The 21,064-nt window shown below is 70.2% G+C and carries 16 protein-coding genes and 1 pseudogene; 9 read left to right on the forward strand and 8 right to left on the reverse strand.

The genetic code is table 11. The features are described from left to right. Positions 1–198 precede the first annotated feature (198 nt). A complete protein-coding gene (locus C463_RS15495; RefSeq protein ID WP_008445622.1) occupies positions 199–621 on the forward strand; it encodes a hypothetical protein in 423 nt (140 codons plus the stop codon). A 49-nt stretch (positions 622–670) separates the two neighbouring features. Here the strand turns inward: C463_RS15495 and C463_RS15500 are convergent, their stop codons facing one another. Both C463_RS15500 and C463_RS15505 read right to left on the reverse strand, forming a co-directional pair. Continuing rightward, positions 671–3,169, reverse strand: a complete 2,499-nt coding sequence (locus tag C463_RS15500; protein ID WP_008445624.1) for an efflux RND transporter permease subunit — start codon at positions 3,167–3,169, stop codon at positions 671–673. 123 nt (positions 3,170–3,292) lie between these two features. Further along, positions 3,293–4,996, reverse strand: a complete 1,704-nt coding sequence (locus C463_RS15505) for a COG1361 S-layer family protein (protein ID WP_008445626.1) — start codon at positions 4,994–4,996, stop codon at positions 3,293–3,295. A 166-nt stretch (positions 4,997–5,162) separates the two neighbouring features. Here C463_RS15505 and C463_RS15510 point away from each other — a divergent pair, with 166 nt between their 5' ends. After that, the gene (locus C463_RS15510; RefSeq protein ID WP_008445628.1) at positions 5,163–5,879 is read left to right on the forward strand and encodes a TetR/AcrR family transcriptional regulator; all 717 of its coding nucleotides are present in this window, start codon (positions 5,163–5,165) and stop codon (positions 5,877–5,879) included. 53 nt (positions 5,880–5,932) lie between these two features. On the opposite strand, the gene C463_RS15515 is transcribed toward C463_RS15510, so the two are convergent. Further along, positions 5,933–6,634, reverse strand: coding sequence for an HD domain-containing protein (locus tag C463_RS15515; RefSeq protein WP_008445630.1), 702 nt, complete (start codon positions 6,632–6,634; stop codon positions 5,933–5,935). Positions 6,635–6,805: 171 nt separating this feature from the next. On the opposite strand from C463_RS15515, the gene C463_RS15520 reads away from it, so the two are divergent. Both C463_RS15520 and C463_RS15525 read left to right on the forward strand, forming a co-directional pair. Further along, positions 6,806–7,729 carry a cation diffusion facilitator family transporter gene (locus tag C463_RS15520; RefSeq protein ID WP_008445632.1) on the forward strand — a complete coding sequence of 308 codons (924 nt, stop codon included), beginning with the start codon at positions 6,806–6,808 and terminating at the stop codon, positions 7,727–7,729. Between the two features lie 69 nt (positions 7,730–7,798). Beyond that, a complete protein-coding gene (locus tag C463_RS15525) occupies positions 7,799–8,551 on the forward strand; it encodes a YqjF family protein (RefSeq protein ID WP_008445635.1) in 753 nt (250 codons plus the stop codon). Positions 8,552–8,617: 66 nt separating this feature from the next. On the opposite strand, the gene C463_RS15530 is transcribed toward C463_RS15525, so the two are convergent. Then, on the reverse strand, positions 8,618–9,913 hold the full coding sequence (locus C463_RS15530) for a Glu/Leu/Phe/Val family dehydrogenase (protein WP_008445637.1): 1,296 nt from the start codon (positions 9,911–9,913) through the stop codon (positions 8,618–8,620). Positions 9,914–10,082: 169 nt separating this feature from the next. On the opposite strand from C463_RS15530, the gene C463_RS15535 reads away from it, so the two are divergent. Continuing rightward, on the forward strand, positions 10,083–10,547 hold the full coding sequence (locus C463_RS15535; RefSeq protein ID WP_008445639.1) for a PH domain-containing protein: 465 nt from the start codon (positions 10,083–10,085) through the stop codon (positions 10,545–10,547). Next, the gene (locus C463_RS15540) at positions 10,544–12,433 is read left to right on the forward strand and encodes a PH domain-containing protein (protein WP_008445641.1); all 1,890 of its coding nucleotides are present in this window, start codon (positions 10,544–10,546) and stop codon (positions 12,431–12,433) included. The genes C463_RS15535 and C463_RS15540 overlap by 4 nt, the downstream gene beginning before the upstream one ends. Positions 12,434–12,450: 17 nt before the next feature. Here the strand turns inward: C463_RS15540 and C463_RS15545 are convergent, their stop codons facing one another. Then, complete coding sequence (locus C463_RS15545; RefSeq protein WP_008445644.1) at positions 12,451–13,596, reverse strand: acyl-CoA dehydrogenase; 1,146 nt, start codon at positions 13,594–13,596, stop codon at positions 12,451–12,453. A gap of 177 nt (positions 13,597–13,773) precedes the next feature. Between C463_RS15545 and C463_RS15550 the strand changes: the two genes are divergently transcribed. Beyond that, complete coding sequence (locus C463_RS15550; protein ID WP_008445646.1) at positions 13,774–14,835, forward strand: phytoene/squalene synthase family protein; 1,062 nt, start codon at positions 13,774–13,776, stop codon at positions 14,833–14,835. A 37-nt stretch (positions 14,836–14,872) separates the two neighbouring features. Here the strand turns inward: C463_RS15550 and C463_RS15555 are convergent. From C463_RS15555 to guaB, 3 genes and pseudogenes are all read right to left on the reverse strand, one after another. Beyond that, positions 14,873–16,862 (reverse strand): annotated as a pseudogene (locus C463_RS15555) (DEAD/DEAH box helicase). A 70-nt stretch (positions 16,863–16,932) separates the two neighbouring features. Next, the gene (locus tag C463_RS15560) at positions 16,933–17,520 is read right to left on the reverse strand and encodes a HalX domain-containing protein (protein ID WP_008445650.1); all 588 of its coding nucleotides are present in this window, start codon (positions 17,518–17,520) and stop codon (positions 16,933–16,935) included. Positions 17,521–17,690: 170 nt separating this feature from the next. After that, on the reverse strand, positions 17,691–19,178 hold the full coding sequence (gene guaB / locus C463_RS15565; RefSeq protein WP_008445652.1) for an IMP dehydrogenase: 1,488 nt from the start codon (positions 19,176–19,178) through the stop codon (positions 17,691–17,693). Between the two features lie 523 nt (positions 19,179–19,701). On the opposite strand from guaB, the gene C463_RS15570 reads away from it, so the two are divergent. Next, positions 19,702–20,724 (forward strand): DUF5794 domain-containing protein, encoded by a 1,023-nt coding sequence (locus tag C463_RS15570; protein ID WP_008445655.1) that lies wholly within the window; start codon positions 19,702–19,704, stop codon positions 20,722–20,724. A gap of 108 nt (positions 20,725–20,832) precedes the next feature. Continuing rightward, positions 20,833–21,057, forward strand: a complete 225-nt coding sequence (locus C463_RS15575; protein WP_008445657.1) for a DUF5795 family protein — start codon at positions 20,833–20,835, stop codon at positions 21,055–21,057. Positions 21,058–21,064 lie beyond the last annotated feature (7 nt).

Here is a 21,064-nt window from a genome sequence, read left to right on the forward strand (position 1 = left end):
GGACGCGACCCCAACGACCGGTCGATCGAGGCGTCGAGCGCGGGACCGCCGTTCGGTGCGGAGTCCTCGCGTCGAACAGGGCGGAGTCCTCGCGTCGAACGGGGCGAAGACCGCGCGTCGAAGGGTATTTGTACGCGCGAACGGAGCCCCTAACAACGGATATCCATGACATCACTCACCCTCTTGAGTACGGGGCTGATGGGCCTCCTCGTCGTCGCCACGTTCGTCGCGGTCGCCGAAATCGGGGCGAAGCGAGTCGCTCCCGGCAGCGACGAGTCGGGCGGACGCTACGAAGCGGTCGTCGGGACGCTCGGCGACATCGCCCGGACGCCGGCCGTGTGGGCGATCTCGTTCGTCGGCATCACCGTCCTCGTCGGCGGGAGCATCCTCCTCGGCGTCGGGAGCTTCGGGATCCCCGAGGGGCTCGCCGGGACGCTGGTGACCGTCGCGTACCTCGCCGTCGGGCTGCTCCTCGTCGGCTTCGTCTTCCTGGGCGCCTACTTCGCGACGCGAAGCCGCGGACTCGGCAACGCCCACGGCGTCGCCGCCGGAACGCTGGCGACCGGCGCCGCGTTCCTCGTCCTCGTCACCGTCCAGCTGGTCGTCGGCGTCATCGGCTGACTCGACCCTCTCTCTCTTTCCGCGGACAGTAAAACGAGCGCCCCGCTGGTCAGCGCCCGCTCTCGGCGCCGGACTCGCGGAGCCCGTCGTCGAGACCGAGACCGACCAGCCCGGCGTATCGGTCCCACACGACGACGAGCGACGGGACGAGCAGGATCGAACAGAGGTACGCGTAGAACACGCCAAGCGCGAGCAGGACGCCGAAGTCGCGGAGCAGGGGGATCACCGCGAGCCACAGGACACCGAGCCCGGAGACCGTGGTGAGCATGCTGCCGGTGAGCGCGCCGCCCGTCCCGGCGATGGTGACGTCGAGCGCCTCGTCGATCGGGAGCCCCTCTTGGTACTCGTCGACGAACCGGTGGACGAAGTGGACGGTGTAATCGACCCCGAGCCCGATCGACACGGAGAGGATCGGCGCGTTGATCGGCGTCAGCGGAATCTCGAACAGTCGCATGGAGCCGACGAGCAGGCCGACAGTCACGAGGACGGGGACGAGGTTGAGGAGGCCGTAGACGGCCTTCCCTTCGAGGTACGCGTACGACAGCGCCAAGAACAGCGCCGTGAGCCCGAACGCGGCGAACAGGCTCCGGATCGCCGACTCGGTCAGTAAGTCGATCACGGCCTCGTTGACGACGAGCGAGCCGGTCGGCACGGCTTCGAGCGGGGTGCGTTCGGCGAGGTCGCGCACGTCCGCGACCGCCTCGGAGTTGTCGACGCCCGGTCGGATCGTGTAGTCGATCCGCGCGCTGCCGCGGTCGGCGGCCACGTAGCCGCGCGCCTGCCCCTCCGCGGAGGAGTCCAAGAGCGCGTCGTACACCTCGTCGACGTTCCGGTCGGGCACGCCGTTGCCGAGGCGGTCGTTGCGTTCGACGAGCGCCGCGAACTCGGGGTCCCGCTCCGCGCGGTCCTCGATCACGGTGACGACGCTCGTCGCCTGCGCGCGACGCTTGTCGGTCGTCGCGAATGTGGCGGGCGGGTTCCGCGTGGTCCGGTCGATCAGCTCCAAGGCGTCGTCGTCTCTGACCGACTGGTCGACGTACAGCGTCACCGACCCCACGAAGCTCTGTTCGAACTCGTCCTCGAAGATGTTCAACACGTCGAGGAACGTGTACTCCGTCGGCGCGAACGGCTCCGGGAGGTTGGCGTACGTCTCCAGCCGGTCCTGGTCCGGGAAGAACGCCTCCTCCGAGAACTCCGTGTTCACGCCGGTGCCGTAGGCGCCGCCGACGGCGCCGCCGACGAGGAGGAGGGCGACGACCGCGACGGGGGCGATCCGCGAGAGGTCGACGCCGACGTGGAGGACGCGTGCGATCCGCGACCCGCCGGCGCCGAGCGCGCTCGTGCCGAATTCCGGGATTGGGAGGCGCTTGCGCCACCGATCCGAGAGCACCTTCGCGGCCGGGAGGAAGACGCCGAAGATGACCAGCGTGAACGTGATCCCGACGGCCGCGACAATCCCGAAGTCGCGGTTCGGGTCGAACGGGCTCACCACGTTGGAGACGAGGCTGAACACCGTGGTGATCGTCACGAGCAGGAACGCGATGAGCAGCTGGTCCGTCGTGGTTCGCATCGACTCCTCGATTCCGGTCCCGGTCGCCCGTTCCTCGCGGTAGCGGTTGACGATGTGGATCCCGAAGTCGATCCCGACCGCGAGCAGGAGCGGGAACACCGTCACGAGCGAGTCCGAGAACGGGATGCCGGCGTAGCCCATGAAGCCGAAGGTCCACAGGAGCGACAAGAGGAGGGCGCCGATCCCGATCGCCATGTCGAACGGGTCCCGGTACGAGAAGATCAGGAACCCGACGATCAGGATGAGCGCCGCCGGGAAGACGATGATCGCGGTGTCCGTCAGCAGCGCGGTGATCTCCGACTGGAGGACGCCGTCGCCGAAGAGGATCGCGTTCTCGCCGGCGACGTTGCCCGGGACGGAGTCGACGACGTCGACGCTGCGGGTCTGAAGCTCCGTCACCCGCGTCGTCGTCGCCGCGTCCGGCAGGTCGTAGGTGATCCCCACGATCGCGGTGTCGGCAGCCTGCGCGGTGGGGTTGTAGTCGACGGACACCTGCGCCGCGATCGCGCCCGTCGCGTCGGCGTCGGCGATGGCGGTCCGCAGTTCCGCGGGCGTCGCCTCGGCCACGGCGTCGCGCCGCTCCGCCGCGTTCGCCGCGTCCGGGTCCAACTGACGCGCGATCGCGTCCGCGTGACTCGACGTCGACGCGACCCGGAGCGTCGAGCGCGACTCCAGTCGGTGTTGGGTCTCCAAGGTCCGGACCAAGGCGTCGCGGGAGAGGACGTTGTCGTCGGAGACGATCACCTGCGCCGAGGTCGGGGAGCCGCCGATCGACGTCTCGAACTCCTCGTCGATGTTGTCGAGCGCCTGCTGGGCGGGGATGTCCTGCGTGAACTGGTCCGCGCCCGCGCTCGTCTCGATGCCGGTCAGCCCGCCCGCGAACACGACGGTGACGAGGAGGAAGACCGCGATGACCGCCAGCGGTCGCTCCGTGACGACGCGGTCGATCTCCTCGATCAGCCGGTCAGCCGCGGTCACCGGCGCCCCGCTGTCCGGCGGTCCGCCGTCTGTCGTGCCGTCCGGAAGCCCGCCGTCCGGCGTCCCGTCGCCGGGGGGCCGCCTGACGGCCGGCTCGGAGCGGTGAAGCGTCCCCTCATCCGATCACCGCCGTCGGTACCAGACGGCGCCGCCGACCGCGGCGGCGACGAGGAGGACGACGACGGCGATCAGCCCGGTCGGCGTGCCGTCGTCGTCGACGGGTGCGGTCACGGTGACCGGCACCTGCGTGACGTCCGAGATGCGGTCGTTGCCCCGCTCGTCGTCGTACCGGAAGTCGAACTCGATCGGGTGCTCCTCGACGCTCGCGCTCGAGGCGGCAGCCACCTCGAACCAGATCCTCGCGGACTCGCCGGGTTCGAGCTCGTCGACGAACGCCTCGTCGTTCACCGCCGTCAGCGGGCTGTCGGCGTAGAGCCCGGCGTTGATAGAGGAGAGGGTCTCTGGACGCCGGTTGGTGATCGTCGCGTTGATCCGCCGGGTCTCGCCAGCCGAGACGGTGGCGTTCTCGACGTCGAGTTCGAACTCGGACTGCCGGGGGGCCACCTCGACGCGGCGGGTCTCCTCGACCGCGAGCGTCGCGTCGCCGCTCTCGTACTCGGTCGTGAAGCGGAACTGCCGCGGGCCGGGGTCGGCGCTCCCGCTCACGTCGGCGTCGAAGCTGAACTCCGCCGACTCACCCGCTGGGATCGACGGGAGCGCGTACCGGCTCTCGCCGAGGCTCACGCGGTTGCTCCCGGAGTCGGCGACGAGGACCGCGTCCTCGACGGGGAGCGGCCCCTCGTTCGTCAGCGTGCCGGACACCGTCCCGGAGTAGCCGACTTCGAGCGTGCCGGAGACGTCCTCCAGCGAGAACGACTGCTCGCGGATCGGGACGACGCCGGCGCGGGCGGGCGCCGCGGTCTGGTTGACGCCGTTCGGGTCGCGGTAGTCGACGGTCGAGGAGAGCGCGTACGCGCCGCCGGCGAACGCCTCGCCGACCGTCGAGTCGAAGGTGACGGTCCGGTTCTCGCCGGGGGCCCAGTCGCCGACGAACGACTGCCCGCCACCCTCGCCGAGGCGGACGCCGGGCGCGGTCGTGCTCCCGGAGACGACCGCGTCGCGGGCGGTCTCGTCGCCGACGTTCGACAGCGTGACCGTCACGTCGCCGCCCCCGCCGACCTGGGCGTCAGTGTCCGTCTCCACCACCGCGAACCGCGCGCCGTCGTCGACCACGATGGTCAGGTCGAAGTCGTCGATGCCGCGCCGGTCCTTGTGCTCGTTGAACTCGGGGATGATCTCGAAGGTGTAGCGGTAGCGGGCGGTCGCCTCCACCTCGTACCTGCCGTCGGGCACGTCGTCGGGCACGGTCACGTCCAGCGGCACGGCAACCGGGCTCGCGGCCGTCGGGACGTCGCCGACCGGGATCTCGCCGTCCTCGACGTCGATCGGGACGTCGCCGTCGTCGATTTCGAGCGTGAGCCCGCGCGCGGTCGTGACCCGGGAGTCGAGCTGGTTGCCGATCTCCATCTCGCCGGTGTTGACGATGTCGATCGTGACGGTCGACTCGGCGCCGCTCGGCACCGTCCGCTGGGTTGCGAAGAGTTCCAGAACCGGCGACCCGCGAACCTGACGGGGCGTCGGGTCGTCCGACTGCGCGACGGCGCCGTCGGCGATCGGACCGCCGATCCCGGACAGCGCCTGAGCGCCACCGCCGTCCGCCGTTCCCGCGCTCGGGGCCGCGGCGCCGGCGAGCGAGACGCCGACGAGGAGCGCGGTCACCGCGACGGTGGCGAGCGCGGCGGTCGCGAGCCGCGCCGACCGACTCATCGATCCCCTCCGTCGGGCCGGTGGGAGGGTCTGGTCGCGCGCGGCGACCGGCCGTACCGTGACGCGTCGGGTCGAGTCATACGTTCCTGTCAGGGGCCCGTAACATAAGCGTGTTGAATGAACGTTCAATCAGGGGCGATAAGTACCGCACTCGTCTACGCGGCGTATGAACGACCCGTTCGCGGAGCCGTCGGACACCCGACAGGCGATCCTCGGCGCGGCGTTCCGCGCGCTCTGTGAACACGGGTACGCGAACGTCACGATCCAGCGGATCGGTGACGAGTTCGACAAGAGCCCGTCGCTGGTGTACCACCACTACGACGGGAAAGACGACCTGCTGATCGACCTCCTCGGGTTCCTGCTCGACGAGTTCGAGGCGTCCATCGCCGACGGCCCCGTCACGGGGCCGCCGGCCGGAGACGACGTGCCGGAGGTGGCGCCGGAGGAGGCCTTCGACCGCTCGGCGCGGGAGCAGCTCGACGGCTACCTCACGGCCGCCGTCGCTCCCGCGTCGCTGGACGACGAGTACGCGCCCGACGCGCGGTTCGTCACGGTGATGACCGAGCTGCGCTCGCAGGCCGCGAGCGAGGAAGCCTACCGCGACCACTTCGACCGCAGCGACCGCGTCTTCGGCGAGTACCTCGAACGGCTCGTCCGCGAGGCGGCGGCCGACGTCTCCGGCGACGGCGCCGACCCGGCGGGCGACGAGCGGACCGTCGCCGCGTCGGCGGTGGCCGCGACGCTCCAGACGTTCGCGACCGGCGGGATGTTCCGCTGGGCGACGACGAACGACGGGGCGTGGGTTGAGGAGTCCCGGGCCGGGATCGACCGCTACTTGGAGGCGATGCTGCCGCTCGTCGAGACGACCGATTCGGAGGAGTAGGGGTCGGAGGCGCCCTCAGAGAACGGAGACGCCCGCAGAGAACGGAGGCGCCCTCAGCGGTCGGTGACGCCTTCGGCGTCCATCCGGGAGACCTCCTCTTCGAGCCACTCGCGGATCCACTTCACGCGTTTGATGCGCTGGTGGGCGATGCTCTCGGCGGTGTCAGAGACGACGCGTTCGGTGTGGTCGTGGGCGCGCTGGAGCACGCGGTCGACCATCTTCGCGGCGTCCATGTGCGTGCGCGACTCGTACCCCATCCGCAACAGCATGAGGACGGCGCCGTTGGCGCCGACCTTGTCGAGCACGTCGGCCTCGATCAGACACCGGCTCTCCAGGGGCACGTCGTCGAGGTCGCCGGTGTAGGAGTGGTCGACGACCGCCCCGCACACCTCCTCGATGAACGACTCGGGGTAGTTGCCGCGGCTCTGGAGGTACTCGCGGGTGACGCGCGCGCCGGCCTCCGCGTGGACGTCCTGTTCGGCCTCCAGCTTTGCGACGTCGTGGAAGGCGGCCGCGACGCGGACGACGTCCACGTCGGCCCCCTCGGCCTCGGCGATGTCCGTCGCGAGGTCGACGACGTTGAGGATGTGGTTGAACCGGTACGACGCCGAGTGCCAGGGGTACCAGCGCATCCGTCCGCCGTCGTCCTCGCTCTCGACGCTGGCCGCGAGGTAGTCGCGCACGAACCCCTTCATCTCCTCGAAATCCTCGTCGCTCACCTCCGTTTCCTTAATTTCGACGCCCACCGGGACCACCTCGGGCGAAAAGATCGTGATTCATTACCGTCACCGAGGAGCGTTTCGGTCTTAGGCGTTACGACGGAGCCTTCGGGCGCGAGACGACCGGGGTAGCGGTCGCCTTCCCGCGACGCGGCAGCGGCGACGCGACGCGGGACGCTTAACAGGGTCGCGGGCGCACCGGTATCCATGCTGAGCCCCTTCGGGGACGACGACCGCGCTCGGTTCCAGCGGGCCGCGGCGGTCAACGTCGCCGGCAACGCCGTGAAGATCGCAGTCGTGGGGGCGACGGGGCTCGCGTTCAACAGCGTCGCGCTGCTGGCCGACGCCGCCCACTCCGTCGCCGATCTCGTCGCCAGCGCGGTCGTGTTCGTCTGGGGAGGATCGCGGTACGAGAGCGCCGACGAGACGCACCCGCACGGCCACCAGCGGATCGAGCCCCTGACGGCGCTCTTCGTCGGCGCGACGGTGGCGGTCCTCGGCCTGCTCCTGTTGCGCGAGTCGGTGCTCGGGTTCGTCGGTCCGGTCGAGGTGCGGGCGAGCCCCTTCCTCGTCGGCGCGCTGCTGTTCGCGATGGTGGACATGTACCTGCTGTACCGGTACACTGAGGCGGTGAACGCCGACCTCGGATCGACCGCGCTCACCGCGCTCGCGGTCGACTGCCTCAACGACATCTACACCACGGTCGCCGCTATGATCGGCGTGATCGGCGTGTTCCTCGACGTCCCGATCCTCGACCCGGTCGCCGGCGCGCTCGTCAGTGTCCTCGTCGTCTACCAGGGAGTCGAGATCGGCCGCGAGAACGTCACGTACCTCGTCGGGGGCGCCCCGCCACCGGGCGACCGCGAGCGCGTGGTCGCCGCGCTCCGCGATCACCCCGCCGTCGAGGGGGTCCACGACCTCACCGTGTTCTACGACGGGACTGATCTGGAGGTCGAGGTCCACGTCGAGGTCGACGGCGAGATGACGCTCCGTCAGGCGCACAGCGTGGAGACGCACCTCGTCACATCCCTCCGCGCGCTGGAGGACGTGGGCGACGTCCACGTCCACCTCGACCCCTCCGGACTCGGGGAGTGGAAGGACGCGCCCGAGGGATCGGACACTGCGAGGTGAGACCGCACACACCGGTCCGAAACCGCCGGCGGCGTGCGGGTTTTGTCCGTCCGTCCCCTAGCGTTCGTCATGCTCGGTCGCCGCTGGCTGGAGATGACGTGGCGGGACGGACTGTTCGCCCACTGGCCAGTCGACCCGGCGACCGTCGCCGCGGCGCTGCCCGACGGCCTCTCGGTCGCCACCTACGACGGCGACGCGTACCTCGGCGTCGTCCCGTTCGTGATGGACGACATCCGGCCGCGCGGGGTGCCGACGGGGCTGTCGTTCCCCGAACTCAACCTCCGGACCTACGTCGAGGGGCCGAACGGCCCCGGCGTCTACTTCCACAGCCTCGACGCCGACGATCGGATCGGCGTCGCGGTCGCCCGCGGGCTGTTCCGGCTCCCCTACTACCGCGCCGAGACCGACGTTCGGGGCACCGCGGCGAGCGGCGACCCCGATGGCGGCGTCGAGGCGGGAGAGAAGAGCGGCGACGCGGACGCGAGCGACGCGGTCCGATTCGCGAGCCGTCGCGTCCACAGGGGCGCCCCGCACGCTCGGTTCGACGCGACCTACGCGCCGACCGGCGAGGCGTTCACGCCCGAGTCGGGGTCGCTGCCGGCCTTCCTGCTGGAGAACTACCGCTTCTACACCGCCGGCTCGGGCGGGCGGCTGTACGTCGGCGAGATAGACCACGAGCCGTGGACGCTGCGCCCGGCCGAGGCGGAGATCCGGGCGAACACGCTGTTCGCGGCGAACGGGTTCGAGGCGCCCGACGGCGAGCCGATACTCCACTACGCCGAGCCGATCGCGGTCACCGCGGACCGGATCCGCCGGGCCTGAGCCCCACCGTTCTGAAAAGCGTCGGCGAGGGGAATGCCGGCGAGGAGTACGCCCGCGAGCGACGCGCTACGGGAACAGGCCGCGATACTCGTGGGCCTTCGCGGTGCGTTCCAAGGCGAGCGTGTACGCGGCGGTCCGCAGGTCGGGCAGTTCCTTGGTGTCGTACTGCTCGATGGTCTTGTCGAACGCGCTCCCGATGCGGCGCTCCAGTTCGGCGTTGACCGTCTCCAGCGGCCACGAGAACTCTTGCGCGTTCTGGACCCACTCCAAGTAGGAGACGATGACGCCGCCCGCGTTCGCGAGAATGTCGGGCACGACCTGGATGTCCCGTTCGGTGAGCGCCTCGTCGGCGGCGACCGTCGTCGGACCGTTCGCGGCCTCGACGACCGCCGACGCGCGGAGGTCGTCGACGTTGTCGGCGGTGATCACGCCCTCGACGGCGGCGGGGATGAGCACGTCGACGTCGAGAGTAAGCAGCTCCGCGTTGGTGATCTGGTCCGGGTCGTCCCAGCGGGAGTCGGCCGTGCTCGCGCCGCCGCGGATCTCCCCCGCGACGTACTCCTCGATCAGTCCGCCGGCGTCGACGTGGGCGCCGAGCGCCGCCACGTCGAGGCCGTCCGGGTCGTACGCCGCGCCCGTCACGTCGGAGGTGGCGACGACGTTGGCCCCGGACTCGTCGAGGAGCCGGGCCGCGTTCGACCCGACGTTCCCGAACCCCTGAATCGCGACGGAGGCGTCGGAGAGGTCGCGGTCCAAGTACTCGAACAGCCGCTCGGTGACGAGCGAGACGCCGCGGCCCGTCGCCTCGACGCGCCCGGGCGTCCCGCCGATCTCCAGCGGCTTGCCCGTGACGACCTGCGGGACGGAGTACCCCTCGTACATCGAGTAGGTATCCATCATCCACGCCATCGTCTGCGGGTTCGTGTTCATGTCGGGCGCGGGGACGTCGATCTCCGGGCCGATCATCCGGCGGATCCCTTCGGTGTACCGGCGAGTGAGCCGTTCGAGGTCACGATCGGTGAGGTCCTTCGGCTCGCAGATCACGCCGCCCTTCGCGCCGCCGTAGGGGAGGTCGACCAACGCGGTCTTCCAGGTCATCCACCCGGCGAGGGCCTCGACCTCGCGCTGGGTGACCGAGGGGTGGAAGCGGACGCCGCCCTTGAACGGGCCGCGGGCGCTGTCGAACTGACAGCGGTACCCTTCGAACACCTCGACCTCGCCGGACTCCAGTTCGACGGGGAGCGTCACCTTCAGCGTGCGCTCCGGATGTTTCAGCCGCTCGAATACCCCGTGGTCCACGTCTGCGTACTCTTCGGCGCGGTCCATCTGGGCGAGCATGTTCTCGAACGGGTCGTCGGCCATGGGTGGCACGACTCGATCACCCGTCATATCGGTTTCGGCAAGTATCTCCTTCGAGAGAGAATGTGTATCACGATCTTTTTACTTTTTCTCGTCCGTTTCCGACCGGACTTATACGTCGGGGCCGTCAATCGCCGGCCATGACACACGGACACGCTGCGGGGGTCCGTCGATGACGGCACAGACGCTTCACCCCCGAGTCCAGATCGTGTGGGTCCTCCGCGCAGTGCTGCTCTCGGCGCTCGTCACCGCCCCGTTCGCCGGCGCCGCGTACCTCGAGTACCTCCCGCGGTGGGCGCCGGTCGCCGTCGGGACCGTCGCCCTGACGCTCACGGTCGCACACGCGCTGCTCCGCTATCGCCGCTGGAGCTACGAGATCCGCGAGGACGCGATTTACCTCGACCGCGGCGTGATCACGCAGGTGCGGACGACGGTGCCGCTGGTGCGGATCCAACACGTCGACTCCCGCCGCGGCCCGATCGAGCGGACCGTCGGGCTCGCCTCCTGCGTGGTGTACACCGCCGGGTCGCGCGGCGCCGACGTGCGGATCCCGGGGCTGACGCCGGGCGGCGCGAGCGACCTCCGCGAGGAACTGAAGCGGCTGGCGATCCGCGCCGACGGGGAGGACGCGGTGTGAAACTCGCGCCGCAGTCGGTCCCGTACCGCGCGCTCCAGAAGGCGGCCGGGACCGCCGTCGCGCTGTTCGTGATCGTGAACAGCGGCGGGTTCGGCCTCCCGCTCGCGGTCGGCGGCGGGGCCGCCATCCTCCTTGTCACCTTCGCCTACGAGGTCGCGTACTACCGTCGGTTCGAGTACGTCCTCACGGAGGACACGCTCGATATCTCCTCCGGCGTCATCTCCCGCCGCGAGCGGGAGATCCCGTACCGGCGGATCCAGAACGTCGACGTGAGCCGCGGCGTGCTCCAGCGCGCCATCGGCGTCGCGGCGGTCGATCTGGAGACCGCCGGCGGCTCCAGCACGGAGGGATCGATCCGATACGTCACGCCCGAGGAGGCGACGCGGCTCCAGCGCGAGGTCCAGCGCCGGAAGTCGGGGGCCTCCAGGTCGGACGACGCCGGCGAGGGGACGGCGACCGACGCCGACGCGATCGAGGGCGGCCGCGACGACGCGTTCGCGCCCGCCGAGGAGGAGCTGTTCGCCATCTCGCCCGGCGAACTCGCGCTGGTGGGAGCGCTGTCGTTCGACGGGCGCCTGATCGGCCTCTTGGCGTTCCTGAGCTCCGGGTCGTTCCCGGTGCTGTCGAGCTTCTTGCCGGAGACGTCGGCCGCCGCGCTCACCGCGACGGCGTTCGTCGGCGTCGCGGCGCTGTTCATCGCGTCGTGGCTCATCGGGGCGGGCGTCGCCTTCTCGAACTACTACGGCTTCCGGCTCTCGCGGGCCGGCGACGAACTGCGCTACGAGCGCGGGCTGTTCCGCCGATACAGCGGGTCGATCCCGACCGAGAAGGTCCAGACGCTCCGGATCACCGACAACCCCGCCAAGCGCGCGCTCGGCTACGCGAGCCTCTCCATCGAGACCGCGGGGTACGCCCCGGGTCAAGACTCCGATTCAGGCAACCAGTCCGCGGTGCCGATCGCCGCGACCGAACGCGTCTACCGGCTCGCACACGAGATCGAGTCGTTCGGCACGCCGGAGTTCAGTCGGCCGCCGAAGCGGATCCGGTGGCGGTACGCCATCCGGTACGCGCTGATCGTCGGCGTCCTTACCGGCATCGCGTACGGCGTGAACTGGTACGTCTCGCCGTCGCTCCCGTGGTACGGCGTCGCCGCGCTCCTCGCCGTCGTCCCGCCCGCGGCGCACCTGAAGTGGAAACACCGCGGCTACTGGGTCGGGGAGGACCACCTGCTCACGCGCAACGGGTTCTGGAGCCGGACCGTCGCCGTCGTCCCGTACTATCGGATCCAGAACGTGATCGACAGCCGGACCGTGTTTCAGCGCCGCTGGGGCGTCGCGACGATCGTCGCCGACACGGCGGGCACCAGTTCGCTGACCGGCAGCGACGCCGCGGCCGTCGACTTCGAGGTCGACGAGGCCGAGGCGCTGAAGGAGACGCTCACCGAGCGCCTCGCAACCGCCGTTGCGGAGCGGCGGAACGCCGGTTCCGACTCCTTCGAGTGGATCGACGACGAGGCAACAGGGAGCAGAGATGACGACGACGAGGCGACCACGGGGAACGATGACGGCGGCGACGAACCCGAGGACGTGGTCGCCGACGCGGAAGCGGACGACGCGACGACCGAGGTGCCTCCCGACGACGAGACGGAGATCCCCGACGACGGCGTCGTCCGTCCGGACTTCTCGCCGAGCGACCGCGACTACTCCGAGCCCTCGGAGCGGATCGACACGGGCGGGTACGCGGTCGACCAGAACCCGTCGGACGCCGACATCGCTCACGGTCCGGGTTCCGACGGCGACAGCGAGGAAGCGGAGACGGCGGCGGACGCGGGTTCCGAGAGCGACGGCGGCGACGCGTCCGACGACGACACCGATCCGCGGACCTGAGCGCGCGGCGGGCGGCGCTACTCGTCGAGTAACTGCTGGGCGATCGTGTTGCGCAACACTTCGCTGGTCCCCTCGTAGATCTCCGAGAGCTTGGCGTCGCGGTAGAAGCGCTCCGCGGGGAAGTCCTTGGTGTAGCCGTAGCCGCCGTGGATCTGGATCCCCTCGTTGGCGACCTCGCGGGCGATCTCAGAGGCGTACAGCTTCGCCTGCGCGGCCTCCTTGATGTAGTCCTCGTCGCGCATCTTCAGGTCGGCCGCCTCGTGCATCAGCAGCTCCGCGGCGCGCGCCTTCGTGTCCATGTCAGCGAGCTTGTGCTGGATCGCCTGGAAGTCGGAAATGGGGCGGTCGAACTGCTCGCGCTGTTGAGCGTAGGACTTCGCCTCGTCGAGCGCCGCGCGGGCGATCCCGACCGAGCGGGCGGCGATGGTGATGCGCCCGCCGTTGAGCGTCTTCAGCGCGTGGACGAACCCGTCACCCTCCTCGCCGAGCCGCCGGTCCTCGGGGATCCACATGTCGTCGAACCGGAGTTCCGCGGTGGGACACCCCTTGTCGCCGAGCTTGTCCTCCGTCCCCTCCACGATGAACCCGTCGTCCGCCTCGGGGCGCACGACGAACGACGAGATGCCCTTCCGGCCCGCGTCCGGGTCCGTCTTGGCGAACAGCGTGACCGTGTCCGCGACGGAGCCGTTCGAGATCCAGAGCTTCCCGCCGTTGACGACGTAGCCGTCGCCGTCGCGCTCCGCGGTGGTCGACATCGCGGGCACGTCCGAGCCCGCCTCGGCCTCCGAGAGCGCGAACGCGCCGATGTCCTCGGCGGTGTTCAGGGCGGTGAGGTACTCCTCCTTCTGGGCCTCGTCGCCGAACTCGTAGAGCATGTTGCCGGCCAGCGACGTGTGGGCCGCGACGACCGTCCCGAGTCCGCCGGAGCCGCGTGAGATCTCTTCGAGCCCGATCGCGTAGCTGTGGTAGTCGAGGCCGGCGCCCTCGTACTCGACCGGGAACGGCATGCCCATGAGGCCGAGGTCGGCCATCTCCTGGACGAGGTCCGCGGGGAACTCGTCGGTCTCGTCGATCTCGGCCGCGCGCGGGACGACCTCCTCGTCGACGAACTCCGCGACCGTGTCGCGGATCTGACGCTGCTCTTCGGTGAGCGTGAATTCCATGTCGGTGGGTTCGGCCGGGCGGACTTAGCCGTTTTCACACGGTTGTACACGGGTCAGCGGTTCGTCGGACCGGGCGGGGCCCGTGTCGTGCGGTTTCGCGCCCCCGCATGGCGAACGCCGGCCGGCCGCCGTTCCACGAGACTTTTTATGCGTTGTGCCGTAAACACTGCTAACTGAATGAGCGGACGAAAACACGCCCCCGCCGAGGCCGACCTCGCGTGGTGCCACGAGGCGGTCCAAGGGGTCTCGCGGACCTTCGCGCTGACGGTCGACGTGTTGGAGGAACCGATGGCCTCGCAGATCTGCGTCGGCTACCTCCTCTGTCGCGTCGCCGACACGGTCGAGGACGCCGGGCACATCCCGCCGGACGCCCAGAGCGACGTGTTGCGGACCTACCGGCGAGCGATCGACCCGGACCACGAGACCGACATCGGCGAGTTCCGCGAGGCCGTCGACGAGTGGCTGCCCGACGAGCGCGACGACGACTGGACCGTCGTCGCCGAGGCGCCCACCATCGCCGCGACGTTCGAGGACCTCGACCCCGAGGCCCAGAAGGCCATCGTCCCGCCCGTGTTGGAGATGGTCGACGGGATGGCGATGTTCGTCGACCGCCACGCCACGGAGGGCGGGCTCCGCATCGACGACCGCGACGAGCTGGAGCAGTACTGCTACTACGCGGCCGGCACCGTCGGCAACCTCATCACGAACCTCCTCACCCGCGGCGACGTCGGCGAGGAGCGCGCGGAGCGCCTGCGGGAGACCGCCGAGGAGTTCGGGCTCCTCCTCCAGCTCGTGAACGTCTCGAAGGACGTGTACGACGACTACACCGAGGAGAACAACGTCTACCTCCCCGCCGAGTGGCTGGAGGCCGAGGGGGTCGAACAGGAGCGCGTCGTCCATCCCGAGAACCGCGAGTCGTCCGCGCGCGTCGTCGACCGGACCGCCGACTACGCCCGCTCGTTCCTCGACGACGCGCAGGCGTACCTGGAGACGATGCCGCTGTCGAACGGCAACACGATGGAGGCGTGGACCGTCCCGTACCTGCTCGCGGTCGGCACCCTCCGCGAACTCGGGACCCGTCCGGAGGACGCGCTCACCGAGACCGGGGTGAAGGTGTCCAGAGAAGAGGTGTTCGCGGTGATGTCCGCCGCGAGCGACGTGGGCCGCGACTCGCTCGCGGAGCTGCGACAGACGATCGCCCGGACCCCGTTCCACCGCGCGGTCGGCTCGGCGGACTGAGCCGACGCGCGCCGCCGCCGATTTTGTCCTCTCCTACTCACAGCCGCGACCGCGCCCGTGACACCGCCGGAACGGACACGCCGATCGTCTCTCCGAGCGCCTCGGCCGCGCTCAGCAGCCACTCCGCGCGCTCGACGCGCGAGTCGAGGTCGCCGGGGCCGATCCGGTAGCGCTCGACGAGCTCCTCGACGGTCGCGCCGCCGATCCACTCGTCGAGGATGCGCGCCGTCTTCACCGACTCCAGCCACCCCCCGAAGTCTGTCTCTTATACACATCTCTGATGGCGNGGCGTTGCTCCGTGCGAACCGGTAGATCTCGGCGCGCTCGGCGTTGCCGAGGTACGTGTCCTGCATGTCCGGCGTGTCGCAGATCACCTCGAAGGCGGTGAGCGTCGTCGCCTCCGTGAGGCCGGCCGCCGCTCGCAGGCCCGCGACGATCCGCTCGCCGGTCTCGGGGCGGACGTACTGCTTCGAGGTGGTCTCGCCGACGGCCGTCGCGACGAGCCGGTAGTCCTCGACGCCCCCCGTCTCCCGCGCGACCATCCCGGCCGCGACGAGGTCGTCGACCGCGACGGCGACCGCGTCCGCGAGGCCGCCCGCGCCCGTCTCCCGCGCGTAGAAGGTCCCCTCGAACACGTCGAGGATCTCAGACTCGGTCGCCGCGAAATCCGTCGCTATCGCCGCGAGGACGTGGGTGCGGAGCGCGGCCGGGTCGGCGAGCTGCGACTCGACCGCCTCCGGCTCGCCCTCGACGTACCGCTCGTGAACCTCGGCTCTGGTGTCAGCATCGGCGACGAGCACCGCCTCCCCGTGGGGGTCGAGGCCGGGTCTGCCGGCGCGGCCGCACATCTGGTGGACTTCGAGGGTCGGGATCCACGCCATGCCGCCCTCCCCGTACCGGCGCTGGTCGCGGACGACCACCCGCCGGGCGGGGACGTTGACGCCGGCCGCCAGCGTGGGGGTGGCGCAGATACAGGCCACGTCGCGCTCGCGGAACGCGGACTCGACGACCGCGCGGTGGCCGGACCGGAGCCCGGCGTGGTGGAACGCGACGCCCGAACGCAGGCAGTCCGCGAGCTGTCGGCCGGTGAGCGTGCCGTCCACGTCGGTGGCCTCCTCGGCCGCCGCGGCGGCCGCGTCTTCGACCCCCAGCTCCGCGGCGAGGCCGTCGTCCGCGAGCCGCTCCGCGAGGTCGACCGCCTCGCGGCGGGAACGGACGAACGCGAGGCACTGGCCGCCGTCCGCGACCGCGTCGGCGACGAGGGCGGCCGTCACCTCGGTCGGGTCGAGATCCTCGCCCTCGGCGGCCTCCACCTCGTCGTCTTCGTCGCCGTCTCCGTCGTCATCACTCACTTCAAGGTCGACGTCGACCGATAGGCCCGTCCCGTCGTCGAACGCGACCTCGCCGCCGACGGCGACGCCGGTCCGTAGCTCGACGGGACGCCAGTCGGACTCGACGAGCGCGGCGTCGAGCCAGTCGGCGATCGCGTCGGGGTTGTCGACGGTCGCCGACAGCGCCACCGTCTGGAGGTCGGGGTTCCGGCGCCGCAGCGTCGCCAGCGTCACTTCGAGGGTCGGCCCGCGCCGCTTCGCGCCGAGCAGGTGGACCTCGTCGACGACGACGCAGGCCAGCTCGTCGACCCACGAGGCGCCGTTGCGGATCGCCGAGTCGACCTTCTCGCTCGTGGCGACGACGACGTCGTTGCCCGCGAGCGCCTCGCCCGTCGCGTCGAAGTCGCCGGTGGAGATGCCGACGTCGACGCCGGGCAGCGCGGCGAACGTCTCGTACTTCTCGCGGGCGAGCGCACGGAGCGGGCAGACGTAGAGGCCGGGCCCGTCGGCGGTCAGCAGCGCGAGCTGGGCGACGAACGTCTTCCCCGACGCGGTCGGCACCGCCGCGACGACGTCGGCGCCCTCGCAGACGCCCGCGTCGACCGCCGCGCACTGTGGCGGATACAGCTCGCACACGCCGCGTTCGGCGAAGTGGTCGACGACGGGCTGAGACAGTGGCAGGTCCCGGACGCGCATACGAACACGTCTTCGGCCGGATCGCTGATAAAGAGTCCGCGGCGCCCCCTCGGTCTCGTTCGTTCGCCGGCTATCCGTCGGTGTCGAAGTCTTGGAAGAGCTTCTCGTAGTCCTCGTCGTCGGTCGCGACCGCGTCGCGCGACTCGTCGGCACGGTCGCGGAGGTCCTCGATGCGCTCGGTGAGCCGCTGGTACTCCTCGTTGTCGGCGAGGTCGTTGGCGCTCTTTTCGGACTCCAGCATCGCCTTCTTCGAGGTCAGCGAGAACAGCTCTTGGACCTCCGAGTCGTACTCGCCGCGGCGCAACAGTCCCTCCACGGTCTCGCGGAGCGTCTCGCTCGTGACCGGCTTGACGAGGTAGTCGTCGAACCCCATCTCCAAGATGTCGAAGTCGGGCTCGACGGCGGTGACCATCGCGACCCGGCAGTCGATGCCGCGGTCGCGGACGGCCGTGAGGACCTCGTCGCCGGAGAGGCCCGGCATCCGACGGTCGAGCAGGATCGCGTCGACCTCGTCGTCGGCCTCGTCGATCTGATCGAGGGCCTCTCGGCCACCGTACGCGGTTCGGACGCGATACTCGTCGCCGAGCCAAGCGGCGTACAGGTCGGCCAAGTCGGGTTCGTCCTCGACCACGAGGACCAGCGGCGGTTGCTCACTCATGGATGACGGGAGCGAGGGGGTGTTCGCTCACACGTTTCTTCTCGCCGCTGGCTATATTAAAATACCTCTTCGACGCGCGGCCCGAGCGGCCGATCGGTCGGCGGTCGGCCGTGAGCGTGTCCGGCCGAGGGGCCGTTCGCGGACCCGTCCGCCCGAGCCGACCGTCCGGGTTACTCGTCCGGGCTGTAGTTGGGCGCCTCGTCCGTGATCATCACGTCGTGCGGGTGGCTCTCACTCTGGCCCGCGGTGGAGACGCGGACGAACTCCGCGCGCTCGTGGAGGTCGGGGACGGTCTCCGCGCCGACGTACCCCATCCCGGAGCGAATCCCGCCCGTGAGCTGGTGGAGTTCGGAGGCGAGGCTCCCCTTGTACGGGGTCGCCGCCTCGACGCCCTCGGGGACGAACTCCTCGTCCTCGTCCTCCTCCTTGAGGTAGCGGTCGCCGCCGCCGGACTTCATCGCGCCGACCGAGCCCATCCCGCGGTACTGCTTGTACTTCTTGCCCTGCATCGTGATGACGCGGCCGGGGGCCTCGTCGGTCCCGGCGAAGTAGGAGCCGAGCATCACCGCGTCGGCGCCTGCCGCGAGCGCCTTGATCGCGTCGCCGGAGTAGCGGATGCCGCCGTCGGCAATGACGGGGACACCGTGTTCGGCGGCGACGTCCGCGACCTCAGCGACCGCGGTCATCTGGGGCATGCCGGCGCCGCTGACGACGCGCGTGGTACAGATCGAGCCCGGACCGATACCGACCTTCAGCCCGTCGGCGAAGTCGACGGCGGCCTCGGCGGCCTCGCGCGTGCCGACGTTGCCGACGACGACGTCGGCGTCGACGGTCCCTTTGATCGCCTCCGCCGAGTCGAGCACGTTGAGGTTGTGCGCGTGCGCGCAGTCGATGAAAATGATGTCGACGCCGGCCTCGTCGGCCGCGACCGCGCGCTCCTCCTCGAAGGGGCCGACGGCGACGCCGGCCAGCAGGCGCCCTCGCCCGTCGCGGGCCGCCTCCTCGTGTTCGCGGCGCTGGAGGATGCCCTGCATCGTGACGAGCCCGACGAGCCGGTCGTCGCCGTCGACGACCGGGACCCGCTCGATCTTGTGGTCGTACATCAGCTCCAGCGCCTCGCGGGCCTCGACGTCCTCCGGCGCCGTGATGACCTCGTCGGTCATCGCCTCGCGGACGGCGTCGTCCTCGCCGACCTCCAGGTACGGGCGGATGTCGGTGCCGGAGATGATCCCGAGGACGGTGTCGTCGGCGGCGACGACGGGAGCGCCCGAGACGCCCTGTCGCTCCATCACGGCGTCGGCCTCGCGGACGGTGTCGTCCGGCGAGACGGTGACGACGTTCTCGCGGCGGATGACGAGCTCGTGGGCGCGCTTGACGCGCTCGACCTCAGCGGCCGTCTCCTCGACAGTCATGTTTCGGTGGAGGACGCCGAGCCCGCCCTCGCGGGCCATCGCGATGGCGAGGTCGCTTTCGGTGACGGTGTCCATCGCCGCCGACAGCACGGGGACGGTGAGTTCGACGTTCTTCGACACCCGAGTGCTCAGGTCGGCGTCGTCTGGCTCGACCCGGCTCTCCTTGGGTCGGAGCAGCACGTCGTCGAACGTCAGCGCTTCCGGAACCTCGAGCTTCTCAGAGAATCGGCCAGAATCTGTCGCCATATAATCCGTCACGAACGGCCGATAAAAAGCGTTGCGAGACGGCACGGACGTGGTTGTTGGTCACATTCGAGCCCGTGTTGTATCCACGATCGTGGTTATTCGGCGGGCAAACCGCGCACAGCGCGCGGGCGCTCGGGGGTGACTCGCCGGCCGGAACCGGTTCATCGTCCCCGGGACGCCGCTGCCGAGAAATGTTTGAATATGTTCGAAAATATCGACGTATCGTCGTCGAATATGGCGTTTTGCCGTCGATACTTCGTGTCGTGCGGACACGTCTCACACAACCTTTAACGCGACCGAAACACGTATACTATGTATGGACTCCGACAGTCCCGTGAACGCGCGCATCGCCGGCCAGCCGAACGCCGCCATCGGCGTCCGCTTTACAGCCGGCAATCCGCGCAAACCGTTTACATGGGCTCGTCGGACCCCCCACGGCGTGGACTCCGCGTGCTGGTCCCCCGACCACCGCGAGTCGCACGCGTCCCACCGCCACCCCTCAGGTCAGGGCTATCGTCCCTAAATGAGCACGTCACGCCATCCGGTCGCCCTGCGACTGGAACAGCAGGTCGGGAGCGCGACGAAGCTGCTCGCGACGGTCATGGTCCTGCCGCTCGTCGACGGTATCTTCCCCGCCCTAGTCGTCGCCGGCGTCCTCTCGACCGCGACTGGCGTCATCGAGACCGGCATCCTGATCTTCGGCGGCTCCGCGACCGCCGCCGTGATCCTCGCGGAGATGGACGGCTCCCGTCGAGAGATGGTCACTTCCGTGCTGCTGATCGGCGCAGTGATCATTCCGGTCGCCGCCGTCGAGGCCGCCCTCGCGCCGATGCTCCAAGAGCTCCTCGACCTGCTCGTCTTCGAGCGGTTCGCCGGGCTGGTGATCCTGACGATCGCCGCCAAGACCGCCAGCTCGGAGATCGGCGAGTACCTGCCGAGTCCGGGCGTGATCATCGGACTCGGTCTCGTGGCGAGCTTCAACCCATCCGGATTCACCTTCCGGACCTCGACCGAGTACGTTGTCAACGGCACCGCGGCCGCCGCCGTCGGCGTCGCGTTCGCGCTGTCGATCGCGCTGCTGTCGCCGCACCTCCGCGGCCGCGTCGACATCGACCGCTTCCGGTTCGGCTCCGCGGTCGCGCTGGGCGTGCTCGCGCTGCCGATCCTGCTCGGCCCGTTCGACCTGATGCAGACGGAGGCGCCGATCGCGCTCGCGGTGCTCGCCGTGACGACCCTGTTCGCGTACGACCCGAACGCGGACGGCGTGGCGGGCCCCGGCGGCGACGACGATGCCCCCGACGACGACGCACCCGACGACGACACCCCCGACAAGCCCGCCGACGGAGGGGACGAGGACGCGGCCGACGCCGACGAGGAGCCCGCGGAGTCGCCGAGCGACCCCCCGCTCGACGCGCCGCCCGAGGGGCCCTCCCCGATCGTCGATGACGACGTCGCGGTCCTCGCGAACGGCGGCGAGCGGCGGGAGGCCGACGACGACGGCTCGGACCCGTTCACGGACGACGACTCCCGGGCGCCGTGGCTCTGACTCCGGGGTGATCGGCCGCGGGGCTCGGCGCGTTCGACTCGCGTTGGTTCTCGCTTCGCGCCCCGCGCGTGTCGCCGGGGTTTAGGTACTCGGCCCCGAACAGCCGGTATGTCGAACCGCGTCGTTCAGGGGCGGATGGTGACGCCCGAGAAGCTCGCAGAGCTGGTCGAAGGGGAGTCGGTACTGGAGGCCGAATCGATCGCGGACGCCGACCGCGACTGCCCGGAGTGCGGCGGCGACGTCATCTCGGTCGGGTATATGCCGAGCGTGACGGAGTTCGTCACCGGCTACAAGTGCCAAGACTGCGACTGGAGCGACGACGACCGGGAGTAATCCCGCC

The organism is Halorubrum californiense DSM 19288 (assembly GCF_000336875.1).
Taxonomy (GTDB): Archaea; Halobacteriota; Halobacteria; order Halobacteriales; family Haloferacaceae; genus Halorubrum; species Halorubrum californiense.

Coding starts and splice junctions, on each gene's coding strand:
- C463_RS15575 (WP_008445657.1), top strand. CDS start 20,833: ATGTCGAACCGCGTCGTTCAGGGGCGGATGGTGACGCCCGAGAAGCTC.
- C463_RS15560 (WP_008445650.1), bottom strand. CDS start 17,520: ATGAGTGAGCAACCGCCGCTGGTCCTCGTGGTCGAGGACGAACCCGAC.
- C463_RS15570 (WP_008445655.1), top strand. CDS start 19,702: ATGAGCACGTCACGCCATCCGGTCGCCCTGCGACTGGAACAGCAGGTC.
- C463_RS15495 (WP_008445622.1), top strand. CDS start 199: ATGGGCCTCCTCGTCGTCGCCACGTTCGTCGCGGTCGCCGAAATCGGG.
- C463_RS15530 (WP_008445637.1), bottom strand. CDS start 9,913: ATGGCCGACGACCCGTTCGAGAACATGCTCGCCCAGATGGACCGCGCC.
- C463_RS15505 (WP_008445626.1), bottom strand. CDS start 4,996: ATGAGTCGGTCGGCGCGGCTCGCGACCGCCGCGCTCGCCACCGTCGCG.
- C463_RS15520 (WP_008445632.1), top strand. CDS start 6,806: ATGCTGAGCCCCTTCGGGGACGACGACCGCGCTCGGTTCCAGCGGGCC.
- C463_RS15545 (WP_008445644.1), bottom strand. CDS start 13,596: ATGGAATTCACGCTCACCGAAGAGCAGCGTCAGATCCGCGACACGGTC.
- guaB (WP_008445652.1), bottom strand. CDS start 19,178: ATGGCGACAGATTCTGGCCGATTCTCTGAGAAGCTCGAGGTTCCGGAA.
- C463_RS15550 (WP_008445646.1), top strand. CDS start 13,774: ATGAGCGGACGAAAACACGCCCCCGCCGAGGCCGACCTCGCGTGGTGC.
- C463_RS15535 (WP_008445639.1), top strand. CDS start 10,083: ATGACGGCACAGACGCTTCACCCCCGAGTCCAGATCGTGTGGGTCCTC.
- C463_RS15525 (WP_008445635.1), top strand. CDS start 7,799: ATGCTCGGTCGCCGCTGGCTGGAGATGACGTGGCGGGACGGACTGTTC.
- C463_RS15510 (WP_008445628.1), top strand. CDS start 5,163: ATGAACGACCCGTTCGCGGAGCCGTCGGACACCCGACAGGCGATCCTC.